Below are 16,848 nucleotides of genomic sequence, written 5' to 3'. Positions count from 1 at the left end.
ATGTTATTATCCGACTATGATTTTGCCTTCAGGATATTTTATAACTTGTTTATTTCCTCTAGATGCTATAGCTATGAGTATTGTAAGTGATCCAACCCTTCCTGCAAACATACAAAACACTATAACTAATTTTCCTATAGGAGTTAAATCAAAGCTCCCTCCAAGAGTAAGCCCTACTGTAGCAAAAGCTGATATTACCTCATATAAAGATTCTACTATATCAAATTCCGGCTCAAATGTAGTTAATATTAAAGTACATATAATTATCGTAGTAAGTGCTATAAAAGATACCCCTATAGCCTTATTTACTATTGAATAAGAAATTCTTCTATTATATACTTCTACATCTTCTTTACCTACTATAAATGTTCTAACCGATAATATTAATATAGCTAGAGTTGTGGTTTTTATACCTCCACCTGTTGATGAAGGTGATGCGCCTATAAACATAAGTATTATCGTAATAAATGTTGATGTCTGATTTAGGCTAGTTAAATCCAAAGTATTAAATCCACCAGATCTAGGAGTTATAGATTGAAATAACGATCCTAGCAGCTTATTTTTTAGCGGTAAATTTCCTAAAGTTTGTGGATTATTATATTCTATAGCAAATATTAATACGGTTCCTAAAATTATTATTATAGTTGTTGTAGTCAAGACTACTTTAGAGTGTAGTGAAAATTTTGAGAATACTTTATTTCTAAACACATCTAATATAACAGGAAATCCTAAACCACCTAAAACTATAAGCCCACATATAGTTATATTTATAGTTATATTATCTGCATAATAAGTTAAACTACTATATTTTCCACTTATTCCCCCCATTAAATCAAATCCAGCATTACAAAATCCACCTATTGCATGAAATATACTATACCATATCCCTTTTGCCACGCCAAATTGAGGAATAAATACAGTTGATAGCATTAGAGCTCCAAAGCCTTCTATTATAAATGTTATAAGCACTACATGTCTTGTTAGCTTTACAAGCCCTGACAGATCAAATTGATGAAAAGATTCTTGTATTAAAAGCCGCTCTCTTAAATTTATCTTCTTTTTAATTATAAGTGCAAGCATAGTTGTAATAGTCATAAACCCCAACCCACCAACTTGAGTTAAAAGTATTATAACTATTTGTCCAAACAAAGTCCAACTTGTTGCAGTATCTACAACTACTAGTCCTGTAATGGAAACTGCCGATGTTGATGTAAATAAGGCATTTAAAAAACCTATACTATTCCCATCTTGGGATGCTATAGGTAATGTTAAAATTAAGGCCCCTAAAAGAATTAGACTTCCAAAACCTAAAACCATAATTTGAGCTGTGGATAGTTTATTAAACAATTTTCTCCACGCACCTATGGTATCTTCTATAGGCTTTTTCATATTCTATTTTCACCCCTTATAGTCATGTATCATATCAATTTATAAGAATAGATTATATAATATAAAATATTTAATGTAAAGTATTAAAACCCTCAATAATAGCTTATTTTTAACCCCTATTGGTATTATCTATCGTTTTTTAATAATAATGCTATGTATTACTCTTTTAACATCACACTTTGTATCTAATAAAATATAATAGTACAAATAAAATTAATAAAGGAGCCTTTAGAATGAGACAACAATACTATTAAAACCTGGAAAAACTAAAAAAAGTACCTGAGTATAATCTCAGGTACTTGTCTTATTATTAAGCAGCTAATTTTTCTTTAGCAACAGATACTAATTGAGCAAAACCTTCTGCATCATGTATAGCCATTTCAGCTAACATTTTTCTGTTTACTTCTATGCCTGCTAATTTTAATCCATTCATGAATTTTGAATAAGATAATCCATTTATTCTAGCACCAGCATTTATTCTTTGTATCCATAATTTTCTGAAGTCTCTTTTTCTTAACTTTCTACCTACATAAGCGTTTCTTAATGCCTTCATTACGAATTGATTAGCAGGTCTGAATAATTTACTTCTTGCTCCTATAAAACCTTTTGCAAGTTTTAATACTTTTTTATGCTTTTTACGAGCATTCATTGCCTTTTTTACTCTTGCCATGGTTACGCCTCCTTTGTTTTCTACTTTAGTCCATAAGTTTTATAATATAAATTTCCATCCGGGATTTTATATATATGGTAATAATTGAGCTATTCTTCTTGCATCACCTTCACTAACTATTCCTGCTTTTCTTAATTGCATCTTAGTTTTAGCACTCTTCTTAGTTAGTATGTGTCTTCTATAAGCCTTAGATCTTTTTAATTTTCCACTTCCTGTTGCTTTAAATCTCTTAGCAGCACCTCTATGAGTTTTCATTTTTGGCATAGTGGGTTCCTCCTCTCAAATTTTAGTCTATTTTTTTGGTTCTATTATTACAACCATATTATTGCCTTCAAATGCAGGAGCTTTAGTTGTTGTTCCATATTCTTCTATTAATGCTATGAAATCTGTCATAACTACTTTACCTATATCTTTGTGTCCTAATTGTCTTCCTCTGAATCTTAATTCTACTTTTACTTTATCGCCTTTTTGTAAGAACTTGATAGCATTTTTAGCTTTAGTGTTTAAATCATTTGCTTCTATACCAGGTCTTAATCTTATTTCTTTAAGGCTTACAGTTTTTTGTTTCTTTTTAGATTCTTTTTCTTTTCTAGATTGCTCATATTTAAACTTGCCATAATCCATTATTCTACATACTGGTGGATTAGCATTTGGTGATATTTTTACTAGATCTAAATTTTTGCTATTAGCTATTGCTTGAGCTTCTTGAGAAGACATTACCCCTAATTGCTCTCCTGTATCTGATAGCACTCTAACTTCTTTATCTCTTATTTCATCGTTTAATGGCATTTCTTTACTAATGGCAGGACACCTCCAACTATAATTTTATATAAAAAAAGCGAATGACAAAGTCATCCGCACAAGTTACATAGCAATTCCATAAGTAATAGTAACTATTATTAACCTTACTAACTTTTGTTGTAAGGTGAGAAGCGGATAACTTCTTCTTGTTCACATCAACTACCTTATAAAATATATCATTATATAAAATATTTGTCAACTTTTTTTAAAAAATCCGTTAAATTTTTTCTTTATGGCAATACTTTTTATTATATTATTACTATTTTAGTTTAATTTGGAAAATATTTAAATAATATTATTTGGCAATAAAGGTAACAATAAGTTTAAACAAAAATACCATATTATTTGAGGTGCATGATTATGAAAACTATAAAAGAAATCTTGAAGAAAATCAACGTACCTGTTCCAGCATTTGCTCAAACAAAAATGGAAAAAGAAACTCCACCTGATGACTCTAGCTACACAAAACCTAAAACTACATTTAAAGATGTAGCTGGTCTAGAAGAAGTAAAAGAAGAACTATTTGAACTAGTGGACTTTATAAAAAACCCTGACAAATATAAAAAAATGGGAGCTAAAATTCCCAAGGGAGTTTTATTTTATGGTCCCCCTGGAACAGGTAAAACATTGCTGGCAGCCGCCGTGGCTGGAGAAACTAATTCTTCCTTTTTCAATGTAACAGGTTCAGAGTTCGTTGAAAAATACGTAGGAGTTGGTGCAAAAAGAGTTAGAACATTATTTGAAAAAGCTAGAAAAGAATCTCCTAGTATAATATTTATTGATGAAATCGATGCAGTCGGAGCAAAAAGACATCTTGAAAGCAACAATGAAAAAGATCAGACTCTTAATCAATTACTTGTAGAAATGGATGGATTTAACAAGGATACCAATGTAATAATAGTAGGTGCAACTAACCGTCTTGATTTATTAGATGAAGCATTATTAAGACCTGGAAGATTTGATAGACACGTACACATAGGAAATCCTAACTATTTTACTAGACATGAGATACTAAAAGTTCATACTCAAAATAAACCTATAGACCCAGCTGTTAATTTAGATATTTTAGCTAAAAAAACCCATGGATTTAACGGTGCTCATCTTGCAAATATTGCAAATGAAGCAGCAATCCTTGCAGTTAGAGACAACAGTAATATTATAACTCAACTTCACTTTGATAAAGCCATAGAAAGAGTAATAGCTGGTCTTGAATCAAAAAATGCTAAATTAATAGAAAAAGAAAAGAAAATAGTATCTTATCATGAGTCAGGCCATGCATTGGTTAGTAATGTATTAGGGCTAAATCCTATACAAAAGGTATCTATAGTTCCAAGAGGACAGGCATTAGGATATGTTTTACAACTTCCAGATGAAGACAGATTTATATATACAAAAGAAGAGTTATTAGGCAGAATGAAAATATTATTAGCAGGAAAAGCAGCAGAAGAATTAATATTTAATCATCAATCTACAGGGGCTAAGGACGACTTGAAAAAGGTTACTGAAATTGCAACTCAAATGGTATGTGAGTATGGTATGAGCAGCTTCGGATATGTGACATTAGATGGAAACCAAAAAACACTACTTTCAGAAAAAATACAAGAAGAAGCAAATAAAATAATCGATGGATGTTATAAGGAAACTCTAGATTTATTAGGTCAAAGTATGCAAGACCTTCACATTGTATCACAATATTTATTTGATAAAGAAACTATGACCCATGATGAGTTAAAATCATTGATAACTAAAGTAAGCGTATAGAAAAAGAGGTGTTAGATTTCTAACACCTCTTTTTTATTAAGCTTGAATTATATTAGATCTTTCTTCAATTTCTTTTAATATATCATTTAAGAAACTTTCTATATTTACAGAACCTAATTCACCCTTGTCTCTTGAACGAACTGAAATTTCATTGTTTTGTGCTTCTTTTTCCCCTACTACTAACATATAAGGTATTTTTTCCATTTGAGCTTCTCTTATTTTGTAACCTATTTTTTCTGCTCTATCATCTATTTCTACTTTTATATTCTTTTCAAATAATTTAGCTCTTACTTCTTTAGCATAGTCATTGTATTTATCTGATATAGGTAATATCTTAACTTGTACTGGTGCTATCCATGTTGGGAATTTACCAGCATAATGCTCTATTAATATACCTATAAATCTTTCTATACTTCCAAATGCAACTCTGTGTATCATAACAGGTACATGTTTTTCTCCATCTTTTCCTACATAACTTATATCAAATCTTTGTGGAAGTTGCATATCTAATTGTATAGTACCACATTGCCATGTTCTTCCTAAGCAGTCTCTTAAGTGGAAGTCTATCTTAGGACCATAGAAAGCCCCATCACCTTCATTTAATTTATATTCAACACCTAAGTCTTCTAGAGCTTCTCTTAATCCATTTTCAGCCGCTGCCCACTCTTCATCTGTACCCATAGATTTTTCTGGTCTAGTAGATAATTCTAAGTGGTATTCAAATCCAAAAGTTTTATAAACTCTATCTATTAAATCTACAACACCTTTTATCTCATCTTTTATTTGCTCTGGTAACATAAATATATGTGCATCATCTTGAGTAAATGCTCTAACTCTCATAAGTCCGTGTAATGCTCCAGATAATTCATGTCTATGAACCCTACCTACTTCTCCAACTCTCATTGGGAAGTCTCTGTATGAGTGTGGTTTAGACTTATAGTATATAAGTCCTCCTGGGCAGTTCATTGGCTTTATAGCAAAGTCTTGCTCATCTATTTGTACAGTGTACATATTTTCTTTGTAGTTATACCAGTGCCCTGAAGTTTCCCATAATGCTCTGTTTAATATTATTGGAGTTTCTATTTCAACATAACCATCTTTTTTGTGTATTTCTCTCCAGAATTTTAATAGTTCATTCTTAAGTTCCATTCCTCTTGGTAAGAATAATGGGAACCCTGGTCCTTCATCAGGTATTGTAAATAATTCTAGTTCTTTTCCTAATTTTCTATGGTCTCTTTTCTTAGCTTCTTCTAATAAGTGTAGATAATCTTCTAAGTCCTTAGCTTTTTCAAAAGATACTCCATATATTCTTTGTAGCATCTTGTTTTTTTCATCTCCACGCCAGTAAGCACCAGCTATGTTTAAAAGTTTTACAGCTTTTACTTTTTTAGTAGATGGTAAATGTGGTCCTCTACATAAATCAGTAAAATCCCCTTGTTTATAAAAAGATAGTGTTTCACCTTCTGGAAGATCATTTATTAACTCAACTTTATAATCTTCGCCTTGCTCTTTCATTATCTTTAAAGCTTCTTCTTTTGAAAGTTCAAATCTCTCTAAAGTTAAATCTTCCTTAGCTATTTTTTTCATTTCTGCTTCTAATTTTTCTAAGTCTTGTGGAGTAAGTCTATAATCTAAGTCTATATCATAATAAAATCCATTTTCTATAGCAGGCCCAATAGCAAGTTTAGCTTCAGGGTATAATCTTTTTATAGCTTGTGCTAAAATATGCGCACTTGTATGTCTAAATACCTCTTTACCTTCTACATCATCAAATTTATATAGATTTAAGTCAGCATCTTCATTTAATTTATAATCAAGTCCTACTAATTCATCATTTACAGATGCCCCTACTATACTTCTAGCTAATCCTTCACTTATAGATTTAGCTACGTCCATTATAGATGTCCCTTGTTCATACTCCCTTACTGAACCATCCTTTAAAGTAACTTTTATCATATTATTTACCTCCTCTTGAATATTTACAAAAACAAAAAACTCGCCCCATGAAATCATGGGACGAGTATATATCGCGGTTCCACCCAAGTTGGCATAAGCCCTCTTGTAAGACTATAAGGCGTCACCCGAATACTTTCACTGTGCACAGTTACTAAATTCAGCTCCAAGGTAGTTTTCAAATATCCATATTTAGATAAGCTTTCAGCCGGTGACTTATCATCTCTGTAAACTGGGTTTATTTTACTTTTCCTCTTCATAGCAAATTATTCGAAATATTTTAATAAGATATTACCATATATACTATTATTAATCAAGTATAATTTTTATATACATGTTTTATATAAACATAACTACTAATCCTTGGATTATTCCTATTAAAAATCCTAAAACAAGACCTAATACTTCTATATGCTTTAATTCTTTTTTAGCTATACTTAATATTATATCCTCAAGCTTTTCTAAATCAAGTTCGTTTACTTTGTCTTCTATCATCTTTTGGATATTTATTCTATCTGTAGCCTTGTTAACTAATTCTTCGCTTAAATCTGTAACTGTTGCACTTATTTCTTGCTCTACTATATCATCTAAATAACCCTGTATTAGTTCCTTGAATGTACTTGGTATAAATACAGGCATTTTATCGCTTATAACGTTATTTATTTTAAGTTTTATATACTTAACTATTCTATCTTTATCTTCTTCTTTTAATACCTCGTCCACTATTTCATCTAAAGATATTAGTTCATTTTGTACTATCTCACCTATATTTTGAGCTATTTCTCCTCTTCTCTTAGGTATAAGGCCTAATATTTCTATATTTAGTATAGGTATTTTTATTGGATTTATAGGTCTAAATATTAGTTTTATAGCCAGTACATTAGTAATCCAGCCTATTATCCCTCCTATTACAGCCAAAAAAAGTATCGTTGCTACATTTCCCATTTTATCATCTCCTTATTTGAGATTAATATTTTAGACGATAATATATATTTTATATATTAAGTTACTTTTTTTCAATATAAAAAAATAAAACAAAGAGCATTATGCTCTTTGTTGAATTATAACTTTATCGCCAAATATTGATTTTACAGTTTCTATAATCTCTTTTGATACATTATTTTCCAGGTTATCATATATTAATATTTGCTTAGGACACAACGTCAGTAATGTGCTTATTAAAAAGTCTTCGTAATTTAAATTTTCTTTTAGGACCATATTTATCATATCTTCATTATTTTTATTTTCTAAAATATTATCTTCTTTATCGCATAAAATAAATGATCCATCTTTCAATATATGTACTTTTAATATATCTATTTTTTCTTCTTGCATCTCTACAAAATATTTGAGTACATTTATAAATTCATCTTGATCTTTTTTTATTAAATATTCTTCTAGTCCTCTATCACTGAGCTTAGATATGTAATTTAAGAAATCCTTCATTCTGAATTGCACAAATCCCTCTATATTTATCTGGTTGTTTTTAGATATGTAATCATATACCCTATTAAATATACTTTCTTTTATAAAAGTTTCCTTTTTGTTAAAAAGATCTAGCGAATGTTTATAAATCCCTTCTACTTCTTCGTCGTAAATTTCACTATATATTTTTTGTATGTTTTGTTTTAATAATTCTCTTTTTACTATATGTATAAGTGTGTTGGTTATTTCTGATGCTATTCTTATTTTTGTTGTTTCTTTTTTATTTTCATCAATATATACATTTACTTCAACAAGACCATCATTATATTTAACATCTTTGTTGAACGTACCTGATTCAATGAAGTTTTGTAGAGCACCTTTGTGTTCACTTAATATCCTAAGATGTATGTCTCTATATGGCAAATTTCACCACTCCCTTCTGGTCATAAGAGGAATTATAGATCCCAAATCCAATAGAGTATCATTACTTAAGCAAATTACTTTTTTGTTTCTTTCATCTAAAAACCTTTTTATTTCCACATAATTAGGATGTTTTGTTATATCTCCTGAAAAGCATAAGGTATCCTTAGCAATTAAACCACTACAGCCCCCTATAAATCCATGATTCATGTTAAATAGGTTTATACTACCTTCTTCTATTAATAAGCAGTTAATATCGTGTTTTATAACCTCTGAGTATATACCTGCATCTGACGTTATTATAGAATTTTCATCAATTATACATATAGAGCATTTAGAATATCCTTGCCTTACATTTATTCTTATCATTTTGTTATTATTTATGTAATCTAATATATTTTTTTCTGTATATTGGAAATTATGAATTGCATATTTCCCTAGAATCGCTACATTATATTGGATGTTATAAGGATATCTATTTTTAATATATTCTTTTCCTTTAATTATATTAAAGTTATATTCTTTTAAAACTTCTACATAATAATCGTATACATTAGGGGCTATAACAATATCTCCTTTTCCTAAATAGCAAACACAAATATCTGGATGATGTTTTATGGCTTCATAGGTTTCTCTACATTCATAAGTTTTTATTATATCTATATTTCTATTTTTCAATTGATATTCCATTTCCTTAGGAATTCTTTTGTCTACTAATACTAGACCTACATTATTTTGAGGAATAAATGGGGCATCGCTATAATGCATAATCTCACTTCCTTATCTTAATTTTGGAAAACATTCTATATTTTTATACATTAAAATTAATATCCTATAACTTCCTAATAAAAAAAGATGATAGATTAAATCTACCACCTTTTACTATACGATTATCTTTCGCCTTTCTTATATGGTATACCTAAAGCTGACGGCGAATTAGAACTTTTTACAAATATTACAAGTATTATAAGTGTTATTATATATGGTGTCATAGATAATAAGTTTTCATTTATATGGAATGGTAATTGTGGATTTCCAAGATAAACTGCAAGTCCTGTTGAGAATCCAAATAATAAACATGCCCACATTGCACCTTGTGGCTTCCACTTACCAAATATGACAGCCGCCATAGCTATATATCCTTGACCAGATATTAGTGTAGGTCTAAATGACGAAACTATAGCTAAACTCATAGCAGCTCCACCAAATCCAGCCAAAACACCTGATAATATAACAGAAAGATATCTTACTTTAGTAACATTTATACCTAATGTATCTGCTGCTCTTGGATGTTCTCCTACTGCTCTTATTCTTAGACCTAACTTAGTTTTATATAAAATAAACCAAACTAAAATTACAAATATAAACGCTAAATAAACAGTAGCATAAGTGTTAAAAATTGTATCTAATGGACTACCTTGAGGAAATACACCATTTAAAGGTCTTGGTATTTTTTGTTCTATATCTATCGCTGGTGTCATAGTTGATCCATCAAATAACATTTTTGATGTAAATAATGCAACACCAGGGGCTAATAAGTTTATGGCAACGCCTGATATAGTATGGTCTGCGTCTAAACTAATGGTAGCTATAGCATGAATTAAAGCAAATAATCCTCCTGCCAATCCACCTATTAAAAACGCCAACCACGGATTTCCAAATAAATAACCTGAAGCAGCACCTGCAAAGGCACCTATAACCATCATACCTTCAAGCCCTATATTAACAATCCCTGAATTTTCTGAGAATATACCTCCTAAAGCTGTAAATATAAGGGGTGTAGAGTACATAAGTGTCGTACTAAGTATAATTGCTAAATCTTGCATTATTTATTACCCCCTTGCGTTTTTTTCTTCTTAAATTTATTATAAGCAATTCTTAAAGCACTGCTTATAGCTATAAAGTAAACTATAGAACCTGTAACTATATTTATTACTTCAGAAGGTGCACCTATAGTTTGCATCTTACTTCCTCCATATCTAAGAGCTCCAAATAATAGCCCTGAGAATATGGTTCCTATTGGATTACTATTTGCTATAAGAGCAACAGCTATACCGTCAAATCCAGTACCTTCAGGTGCAGCTAGCACTGTTATATTATGAGATACACCCATAACTTGTATTGCTCCAGCAGCTCCAGCAAGCAGCCCTGCTATTGCCATAGATGTAAATATAGATTTTTTAACATCTATACCTGCATATTCAGCACCAAATTTGTTATATCCTACACCTCTTAACTCAAATCCTAGGGTAGTTTTAAATAATATATAAGCTATTATTATTACTAGTATTATAGCTATTACTATACCCCAGTTAACTTTTGTAGCTGGGCCTACTAATCCTTTTAACCAATTTATATCTATTTGTGAAGTTTCTAATATATCTTTAGATGCTTCACTATCACCTTTTCTAAACCATGTACTCATTACTATATAATTGCTATAATAAAAAGCTATCCAGTTAAGCATTATCGTTGCTATAACCTCATTAACTCCAAACTTAGCTTTTAGCCATCCAGCAAAACCACCCCATATAGCACCTGCTAAGCACCCAACTATAAGAGTTAAAGGTATATGGATTATTAAAGGAAGTGATACAGCATATCCAAATACTCCTGCTGCTAATGCGCCTATTATATATTGACCCTCGGCTCCTATATTAAATAATCCTGTTCTAAATGCAAAGGCTACAGATAAACCAGTTAATATAAGAGGAGTAGATCTTATTATAGTCCAAGCAATATATTTAGGTTTTCCAAATATACCATCAAGCATAGCAATATATGCTTCTATAGGATTGAATCCTGCAATAGCAAGTACTATTGCTCCAACAATTAACCCTAATATTATAGATATTAGTGAATATATTACAGTATCATTTCTTAAAAATAACTTTTTGTTTTTGCCTAAAGTCCCACTATTATTACTCATGGCCTTCACCTCCTGCCATCATAAATCCTAATGTGTTTTCATCAGCATCTTTAGCATCTACAATTCCGACTATTTGTCCTTCATATATAACTGCAATTTTATCTGATACATTCATTACTTCATCTAGTTCAAATGAAACCAATAATACTGCATTTCCTGCATCTCTTTGTTGTATTAGTGATTTATGTACAAACTCTATAGCTCCTACATCAAGACCTCTTGTTGGTTGAGTAGCTATAAGAAGTTGTGCTTTATTAGTGGCTTTTCTAGAAGTTACTATATTATCAACCTCTCTACCAATTATTATCTTTTGTTGATTACCCCCAGATAATGATCTAGCCTTTAGACTGGAATCAGTAGGTCTTACGTCAAATCTTTTTATAAGATAGTTAGCATGTTCTTTTATAGAATCTTCTTTTAATACTCCATTTTTAGAAAATCTATCATCCTTGTAATTTTGAAGTACCATATTTTCTTCTACAGTAAAATCTAATATTAGTCCTCTTTTTTGTCTATCTTCAGGTATATTTTTCACTCCATTTTTAAATATTTCTATAGGAGTCTTATTTATTAACTCTTGTCCATTTATCTTTATACTTCCATTTTCAGCATTCCTAAGCCCAGTTAGAACTTCTACTAATTCAGACTGACCGTTTCCATCAACTCCAGCTATACCTACAATTTCTCCTGCCTTTACTTCTAAAGAAAAATCTCTTAATGCTTGAACTTGTCTATTGTCTTTAGCATTTAAATTTTCTATTTTTAATACTATATCTTTTGGAATTGATTCTTCTTTTTCAACTTTAAATGTAACTTCTCTACCTACCATCATTGCCGCTAAGTCATCTTCAGTTGTATCGCTTACATTTACTGTGTCTATATATTTACCTCTTCTTATAATAGTACAATGATCCGCTGCAGCTTTAATTTCTTTTAGTTTATGAGTTATAATTATTACTGATTTTCCTTCTTTTGTTAAGTTTCTTATTATTTGCATCAATTCGTTTATTTCTTGCGGAGTTAATACTGCTGTAGGCTCATCAAGTATAAGTATTTCAGCCCCTCTATAAAGCGCTTTAAGTATTTCAACTCTTTGTTGCATTCCAACTGATATGTCTTCTATCTTAGCCATTGGATCAACATGAAGACCATATCTCTTAGAGATTTCTCGAACATCTCCTATTGCCTTATCCATATTAAGAGCGCCTAGACCCTTAGTTGGCTCCATACCTAATACTATATTTTGTGCAACTGTAAACGTATGAATTAACATGAAATGTTGATGAACCATACCTATACCACTTTGTATAGCTATATTTGGGTTATCCATTTCAGTTTTTTTGCCTTTTATGTATATTTCTCCTGATGTTTGTTGATATAAACCATATAATATATTCATAAGGGTAGATTTACCAGCCCCGTTTTCTCCCAAAAGGGCATGTACTTCTCCTTTGTGCACAGTCAAATCTATATTATCATTAGCTGTGAAATTACCGAACTTTTTAGTTATATTTTTCATTTCAACAACTTTTTGACTGTAATCTATATTTCCATTAACCGAAGCCATTTCCTTACCTCCTTCTACGTAGTTAGCATTTTATATTATACTAAAATTTAATAACTATAACAAACTATTTAATTTAAAAATCTTCAAAATGAATGCCCTCGGAAAACATTTTCCCAGATTAATATTTAAATAGATATATATTATAATATATTTTTTTGTATTTTGAAATATTTTGTCGAAATTTGTTTATATTTTTTTAAGTTACATTTCTAAATTATTATTTCCAATTAATATAAAAATAACGCCTATGTAATTATAGAATCAAATAATTAATGGCCTCCTTGAATGAATTAATAAGGAGGCCATTAATTATCTAATATTATTATTTACCAGCTTTGTCGTACTCTGCTTTCGTTCCAGGAACTTTTACTTCACCATTTTTAACTTTATCCGCTTCTTTATTTACATAATCTAATACATCTTTTGGCACGTTTTTATCTGAAGTTGGAGCTACACCAACACCATCTTCTTTCAATCCATATACAGTAGTCTTACCTCCGTTGAAGTTTCCTTCTTTTAAATCTTTAACAACATTATATACAGCAACATCGACTCTCTTCATCGCTGAAGTTATAACGTTGTTTGGAGCTAGATCATTTTGATCTCTATCTACACCTATAGCGTACTTCTTAGTTTCTTTAGCCGATTCTATAGCCCCGGTTCCTACATTACCTGCTGCTGTAAATATGATATCTGCTCCATTTCCATACATTTGATTTGCTATAGATTTACCTTTTGCAGCATCACTAAATGAGTTAGCATATTGAATCATTGTTTTAGCATTTGGATTGGCAGCCTTTACACCGTATTCATATCCATATCTAAACTTTTGTATAACAGGAACTTCCATTCCTCCTATAAATCCTACATTATTTGTTTTTGTCATTTTTCCAGCTATTAATCCAACTAAGTACGAAGCTTCTTGATCATTAAATACTAAACAGTTTACGTTTTCAGGTGTTTCTTGGCCTTCAGCTTCATAATCATAGTCAACTATAGCAAATTCATAGTCAGGATAATTTTCAGCAGCTTCTTTTACAGCTTCTGCCATTTTAAATCCAACACCTATTATTAAGTCGTATTCTTCATCTACTAAAGTCTCTAAGTTTGGAACATAATCTGCATCTTGATTTGATTCTAGATATTTAACATCTACGCTTAATTCCTTTTTTGCCCTTTGTAAACCTTCCCAAGAAGATTGGTTAAATGATTGATCGTTTACCCCACCAACGTCTGTAACCATACCTACTTTTAATATCTCTCCTGCCTTTTCATCTGCATTTCCTTTATTATCTTTTCCACCATTTTGACATCCAATCATTAAAGACGCAGATAAAACAAATGCTGTCCCTAGCGATAATATTCTTTTGAGTTTCACTATAAATACCTCCTCAAATATGTAATTTATATATACGAATATATAATTTGCATAATATACTTTTTTATTCATATTTGAAGTATTTTGAATTTAAAGCAAAAAAAATCCTAGCATATAATACTAGGATTTTTTAATATCTATTTTTTCATCGCTTTATATTCTTTTTCATCTGCTGGAACTTTTATTTCACCGCTCTTTATCTTTTCTCCTTCTGCATTAACAAAGTCTAATACATCTGGAGCAACGTTTTTGCTTGTAGTTGGAGCTATACCCACACCATCTTCTTTTAATCCATAAATACTAGCCTTACCACCTTCAAATTTACCATCTTTTAAAGCTTTAACTGTATTGTAAACTGCAGTATCAACTCTCTTCATCGCTGAAGTTATAACATTGTCTGGAGCTAAATCATTTTGATCTCTATCAACGCCTATTGCATATTTATTTTGCTCTTTAGCTGCTTCTATAGCTCCTGTTCCAACGTTCCCTGCTGCAGAGAATATTATATCAGAATCTTGAGAATACATTTGATTAGCTATAGATTTACCTTTTGCTGCATCTGTAAATGAGTTTGCATATTGTATTGCTACTTGAGTTTCAGGATTAGCAGCTTCTACCCCTGCCATATATCCATATTGGAATCTTTCTATAACTGGAGATTTCATACCACCTATAAATCCAACATTACCAGTTTGACTCATTTTTCCAGCTATTAATCCCACTAAATATGATGCTTCTTGCTCATTAAATAATATACAATTGATATTTTTAGGTATTTCTTTTCCATCACCAGAATAATCATGATCTATTATAGCAAAGTTTTGTTCTGGATAATTTTCAGCAGCTTCAAGTATAGCATCTGCCATTTTGTATCCAACACCTATTATTAAATCGTTATCTTCATCTACTAAAGTTTCTATATTTGGTGCGTAATCAGCATCTTGAGTAGATTCTAAGTATTTAATATCTGCACCTAATTCTTTTTTAGCTTTTTGTAATCCTTCCCATGCTGATTGGTTAAATGATTGGTCATTTACTCCACCTACATCTGTAACCATAGCAACTTTTAAAGCTTCGTCTGAACCAGTAGTGGTTTTTTCTGTGTTAGTACTACATCCAACTAGTAAAGAACTTGCTAAAATTGTAGCTAACCCTAATGATAATAACTTTTTCAATTTCATATGTACCCTCCCTATTTCTTATATTTACCAAAAATATTCTATAAATATTTTACAATAATCTGACAACTTTATCTATACTTTTATTTTTGTACCCAAAAATATTTTTTTAAATCTTGATAATTTTATATAATTTAAAATAAAATTAGGATGCCTTGTAAATTAAGGCATCCTTTAGTTGAAAATCTAGCATCCAGTTTTTTCTTGAGATGCATATCCTGCTTTTCTTAATATATCAAGTGCTACTTCAGATTTAGCTTCATTTACTAACACTATAGGCCCTGTACAGCCCATACCGCTTTCTGCATATACTCCGTTTTTCCATAAAACTTTAACAGCATCTTCTAAATCCATTATATCTATACCAGATATTGAATAAACAACTACTTCTTTTTCTGGAGCAGTAATCTCTTCATTATCTTGACTTGGTTTGCTTTCTTTTTTAGTTATAGAATTTATAACATCATCGAATTTTGCTTTTTTAACAGCTTCAAATTCAGATTTAGATACATTATTTATATTTCCTTTAACTATATCATAAGCATATTTAATTGCATTTGCAACTACAGGAGTACCTGATGCTCTTGATAATATAAGTATATTTCTATCATAATTTTCTCCTATACCAGGACCATATCCATAACCCATAGCTTCATAGTCTCCACCTGTATTGAAAGAAGAAAATACCTTCATAAATATGTTACCACTTAATGTATCTGTAACCATAACGTCAGCCGCACCTGCTAATAAGTCATTTCCTCTCATTACGCTTCCGCCATCTGCTCTTATAGACTCAGCGAAGCTTATATCATATCCATTTTCTTTTAACTGTTTTAATGCTCTTTCAACTTGTCTAGCACCATCAACATTTAATATACCTACCTTAGGATCTTTTATTCCTACAGATTTAGCAGTTATTATTCCATATATAGCATTCTTTACCATAGCTTCTATCCTGTTAGTTCCTGAAGTTCCTGTAGTAGTTGCAAGTATCATTTCAGTCCCTCTAGAAGGAGTTACAACTCTACCTACTGTAGAAACCCCTATAGGGAAATTATAATGCATAGTTACACAAGCATCTATATACCCTGAATCTAGTAATTCTTCCATTTTTTTATGAGCTTCTTCTTCACTTTGAACTTCAACTACTTCTAATTCAGTTTCTACCTTTTTACCTATTAAAACTATTTCAAATTGAGAAGACTTAGCTAAATGAGCTCCATTTACTAAATTTGAAACCCCATGCTCACTTCCTAAAGTAGTTAATCCAATTCTTATTTTTTTACCAAATTCACCACTTTCGATGGCATTAGCTATTTCTAAGAAGGTATCTGCAATTGCTCTATTTGCAGCATTATTATTAGCCATTAAGATCAC

The 16,848-nt window shown here is 30.6% G+C and carries 15 protein-coding genes and 2 other annotated features; of the genes, 1 reads left to right on the top strand and 14 read right to left on the bottom strand.

Features of this window, described 5'->3' with window-relative positions:
* Nucleotides 1-6: 6 nt before the first annotated feature.
* The 4 genes from BS62_RS08365 to infC form a co-directional block, all read right to left on the bottom strand.
* Entirely contained in the window at nt 7-1,389 is a 1,383-nt protein-coding gene (locus tag BS62_RS08365) for a TrkH family potassium uptake protein (RefSeq protein WP_496490809.1), read from the bottom strand.
* 310 nt (nt 1,390-1,699) lie between these two features.
* Nucleotides 1,700-2,059, bottom strand: coding sequence for a 50S ribosomal protein L20 (gene rplT, locus BS62_RS08360; protein WP_496490808.1), 360 nt, complete (start codon nt 2,057-2,059; stop codon nt 1,700-1,702).
* 66 nt (nt 2,060-2,125) lie between these two features.
* Nucleotides 2,126-2,323 carry a 50S ribosomal protein L35 gene (rpmI, locus tag BS62_RS08355; protein WP_496490807.1) on the bottom strand — a complete coding sequence of 66 codons (198 nt, stop codon included), beginning with the start codon at nt 2,321-2,323 and terminating at the stop codon, nt 2,126-2,128.
* Between the two features lie 27 nt (nt 2,324-2,350).
* Nucleotides 2,351-2,848: a translation initiation factor IF-3 gene (gene infC, locus BS62_RS08350; RefSeq protein ID WP_496490806.1), complete on the bottom strand. Its 498-nt coding sequence runs from the start codon at nt 2,846-2,848 to the stop codon at nt 2,351-2,353.
* Between the two features lie 35 nt (nt 2,849-2,883).
* Nucleotides 2,884-3,014 (bottom strand) — a sequence feature (ribosomal protein L20 leader region).
* A 206-nt stretch (nt 3,015-3,220) separates the two neighbouring features.
* On the opposite strand from infC, the gene BS62_RS08345 reads away from it, so the two are divergent.
* Nucleotides 3,221-4,621, top strand: coding sequence for an ATP-dependent metallopeptidase FtsH/Yme1/Tma family protein (locus BS62_RS08345; protein WP_496490805.1), 1,401 nt, complete (start codon nt 3,221-3,223; stop codon nt 4,619-4,621).
* A 36-nt stretch (nt 4,622-4,657) separates the two neighbouring features.
* On the opposite strand, the gene thrS is transcribed toward BS62_RS08345, so the two are convergent.
* The 10 genes from thrS to grdD all read right to left on the bottom strand — a co-directional run bounded on the left by thrS (nt 4,658) and on the right by grdD (nt 16,839).
* The gene (gene thrS, locus BS62_RS08340; protein ID WP_496490804.1) at nt 4,658-6,577 is read right to left on the bottom strand and encodes a threonine--tRNA ligase; all 1,920 of its coding nucleotides are present in this window, start codon (nt 6,575-6,577) and stop codon (nt 4,658-4,660) included.
* A gap of 53 nt (nt 6,578-6,630) precedes the next feature.
* Nucleotides 6,631-6,843: a binding site (T-box leader), on the bottom strand.
* 70 nt (nt 6,844-6,913) lie between these two features.
* Complete coding sequence (locus tag BS62_RS08335) at nt 6,914-7,519, bottom strand: DUF445 domain-containing protein (protein WP_496490803.1); 606 nt, start codon at nt 7,517-7,519, stop codon at nt 6,914-6,916.
* 99 nt (nt 7,520-7,618) lie between these two features.
* Complete coding sequence (gene ytxC / locus BS62_RS08330; protein WP_496490802.1) at nt 7,619-8,422, bottom strand: sporulation protein YtxC; 804 nt, start codon at nt 8,420-8,422, stop codon at nt 7,619-7,621.
* Nucleotides 8,423-8,425: 3 nt separating this feature from the next.
* Entirely contained in the window at nt 8,426-9,187 is a 762-nt protein-coding gene (locus BS62_RS08325; protein ID WP_496490801.1) for a DUF6873 family GME fold protein, read from the bottom strand.
* A gap of 122 nt (nt 9,188-9,309) precedes the next feature.
* Complete coding sequence (locus BS62_RS08320; RefSeq protein ID WP_496490800.1) at nt 9,310-10,245, bottom strand: ABC transporter permease; 936 nt, start codon at nt 10,243-10,245, stop codon at nt 9,310-9,312.
* Nucleotides 10,245-11,348, bottom strand: a complete 1,104-nt coding sequence (locus BS62_RS08315; RefSeq protein ID WP_496490799.1) for an ABC transporter permease — start codon at nt 11,346-11,348, stop codon at nt 10,245-10,247. The genes BS62_RS08320 and BS62_RS08315 overlap by 1 nt, the downstream gene beginning before the upstream one ends.
* Nucleotides 11,341-12,915 (bottom strand): ABC transporter ATP-binding protein, encoded by a 1,575-nt coding sequence (locus BS62_RS08310; protein WP_496490798.1) that lies wholly within the window; start codon nt 12,913-12,915, stop codon nt 11,341-11,343. The genes BS62_RS08315 and BS62_RS08310 overlap by 8 nt, the downstream gene beginning before the upstream one ends.
* A 322-nt stretch (nt 12,916-13,237) precedes the next feature.
* A complete protein-coding gene (locus tag BS62_RS08305) occupies nt 13,238-14,293 on the bottom strand; it encodes a BMP family lipoprotein (protein WP_496490797.1) in 1,056 nt (351 codons plus the stop codon).
* A 137-nt stretch (nt 14,294-14,430) separates the two neighbouring features.
* Nucleotides 14,431-15,474, bottom strand: coding sequence for a BMP family lipoprotein (locus BS62_RS08300; RefSeq protein WP_496490796.1), 1,044 nt, complete (start codon nt 15,472-15,474; stop codon nt 14,431-14,433).
* 183 nt (nt 15,475-15,657) lie between these two features.
* Nucleotides 15,658-16,839 (bottom strand): glycine/sarcosine/betaine reductase complex component C subunit alpha, encoded by a 1,182-nt coding sequence (grdD, locus tag BS62_RS08295; protein ID WP_496490795.1) that lies wholly within the window; start codon nt 16,837-16,839, stop codon nt 15,658-15,660.
* Between the last annotated feature and the right edge of the window lie 9 nt (nt 16,840-16,848).

The sequence above is a fragment of the Sporacetigenium mesophilum DSM 16796 genome, from assembly GCF_059569055.1.
This window is presented reverse-complemented; position numbering and strand designations above follow the sequence as displayed.

Coding starts and splice junctions, on each gene's coding strand:
- BS62_RS08315 (WP_496490799.1), bottom strand. CDS start 11,348: ATGAGTAATAATAGTGGGACTTTAGGCAAAAACAAAAAGTTATTTTTA.
- BS62_RS08345 (WP_496490805.1), top strand. CDS start 3,221: ATGAAAACTATAAAAGAAATCTTGAAGAAAATCAACGTACCTGTTCCA.
- thrS (WP_496490804.1), bottom strand. CDS start 6,577: ATGATAAAAGTTACTTTAAAGGATGGTTCAGTAAGGGAGTATGAACAA.
- BS62_RS08320 (WP_496490800.1), bottom strand. CDS start 10,245: ATGCAAGATTTAGCAATTATACTTAGTACGACACTTATGTACTCTACA.
- BS62_RS08365 (WP_496490809.1), bottom strand. CDS start 1,389: ATGAAAAAGCCTATAGAAGATACCATAGGTGCGTGGAGAAAATTGTTT.
- rpmI (WP_496490807.1), bottom strand. CDS start 2,323: ATGCCAAAAATGAAAACTCATAGAGGTGCTGCTAAGAGATTTAAAGCA.
- BS62_RS08300 (WP_496490796.1), bottom strand. CDS start 15,474: ATGAAATTGAAAAAGTTATTATCATTAGGGTTAGCTACAATTTTAGCA.
- infC (WP_496490806.1), bottom strand. CDS start 2,848: ATGCCATTAAACGATGAAATAAGAGATAAAGAAGTTAGAGTGCTATCA.
- rplT (WP_496490808.1), bottom strand. CDS start 2,059: ATGGCAAGAGTAAAAAAGGCAATGAATGCTCGTAAAAAGCATAAAAAA.
- BS62_RS08335 (WP_496490803.1), bottom strand. CDS start 7,519: ATGGGAAATGTAGCAACGATACTTTTTTTGGCTGTAATAGGAGGGATA.
- BS62_RS08310 (WP_496490798.1), bottom strand. CDS start 12,915: ATGGCTTCGGTTAATGGAAATATAGATTACAGTCAAAAAGTTGTTGAA.
- grdD (WP_496490795.1), bottom strand. CDS start 16,839: ATGGCTAATAATAATGCTGCAAATAGAGCAATTGCAGATACCTTCTTA.
- BS62_RS08325 (WP_496490801.1), bottom strand. CDS start 9,187: ATGCATTATAGCGATGCCCCATTTATTCCTCAAAATAATGTAGGTCTA.